Below are 1,818 nucleotides of genomic sequence, written 5' to 3' on the forward strand. Positions count from 1 at the left end.
TCAACAATATTATTGTATGATGAAAGGAAGTATTTTTCTATTGGAAAACCAGTAGCCAACACACAGATTTACATCCTGGATGAATTTATGGAGCTTGTTCCGATCGGAGTTCGAGGCAAACTTTATATCTCAGGCGCAGGATTAGCAAGAGGTTATCTAAACAGGGAAGAACTGACCAATGAGAAATTCATAAGCAACCCTTTCATTTCAGGCCAGAAGATGTATGATACAGGCGATTTGGCGAGCTGGCTTGCGGATGGCAATATAGAGTTTTTAGGTAGGAAAGACAGCCAGGTGAAGATCAGGGGCTTCAGGATTGAGCTTGGAGAGATAGAGAGCGCAATTCTTGAGTATCCGGGTGTAACTCAGGTTGTGGTAGATGCCAGAAATATAAATGATGATAAGGTACTTGTTGCTTATATGGCAGCAGATAATCTGGACAAATCGCTGTTAAGGTCCTTTCTGGAGGGTAAACTTCCTGATTATATGGTTCCTAGTTTTTATGTTGAGATTGATGCTGTTCCTTTAACGCCAAACGGCAAGGTTGACCGAAAGGCTCTTCCAGAGGTTTCAGGAGCTGATATTATAAGGAAAGAGTATGTTGCTGCTCGTTCCAAAGAGGAAAAAATACTGGTGAGTGTCTGGCAGGATGTTCTTAAACGTGAGAATATCAGTGTAAAAGACAGCTTTTATAATCTGGGAGGCGATTCTATAAAAACCATTCAGATCGTATCGCGATTAAAACAGCAGGGCTACAGTTTAAAAATCCAGCAGATCCTTCGTGTGCCAGTGTTGGAGGACTTGGCTAAATATGTAGCGTTAAGTACCCGTGATATCGATCAGTCACTGATTCTGGGAGAAGTGAAACTTACCCCTATCCAGCATTATTTTTTCAATGACCGGGCCTTTAAGACGCATCATCATTACAACCAGTCTGTGGTTTTGAAAAGCAGGGAAGTCCTTGATATGCAGATTATCTCTAAGAGTATAACTGCTCTGCTTGGACACCATGATGCGCTTCGTATGGTTTATAAATCGGAACAGGGTGTATGGAAGCAATTCAATGAAGGTTTGCCGGAACATGATTTTGCTGTTGATTTTTACGATTTTCAAGATCAGGATAATGCCGAGGATTTAATGGCAGAGAAAGGCGGGGAACTTCAATCGAGTTTTAATTTAGGAGAAGGACCTTTGTTTAAGGCGGCGCATTTTCGATTAAAAGACGGTGACCGTGTGGCATTGATCATTCACCATTTGGTTGTAGACGGAGTTTCATGGCGTATACTGCTGGAGGATTTCTCAGCTGTTTATCAGCAATACCTTTCAGGGGTTAAGGCTAATCTGCCATTAAAGACGGATTCTTTCCAGCGCTGGTCTTCTCTGCAGCAGGAGTATGCCCTGAGTGATAAGCTTCAGGCAGAGAAGCCTTATTGGGAGTCATTAAGCAGTGAAGCTATAGCTTCTTTCCCTGTAGATAAAGCAGTATCAGGGATTAATTCAAAGCTTGACAGCAGTATTTCTTTTGCATTGGACAGCGGGATAACAGAGATGCTTCAGACTCAGATTCATGGTGTTTACAGTACAGAGATCAATGATATATTATTGACCGGTTTGGGTCTTGCCTTACAGGATGTTTTTGGACTGGATCGAAGTGTTATAAAAGTTGAGGGACATGGAAGAGAGGATATTGTGGAAGATACTGATATCAGCAGGACAGTGGGCTGGTTTACTTCAGTTTATCCATTTGTGCTGAGTGTATCAGGATCAGATTCTTTGAATGCTTTAGTTGCCGTTAAGGAATCATTAAGGAAAATACCA

The 1,818-nt window shown here is 41.7% G+C and carries 1 protein-coding gene; it reads left to right on the forward strand.

Features of this window, described 5'->3' with window-relative positions; translation table 11 throughout:
* Window positions 1-1,818: condensation domain-containing protein (locus tag FNW52_RS20545; protein ID WP_143379333.1), on the forward strand; the 1,818-nt coding region annotated here is incomplete at both ends.

It is taken from the genome of Flavobacterium sp. ZT3R18, from assembly GCF_007097385.1.
In the GTDB taxonomy this organism is placed as follows: domain Bacteria; phylum Bacteroidota; class Bacteroidia; order Flavobacteriales; family Flavobacteriaceae; genus Flavobacterium.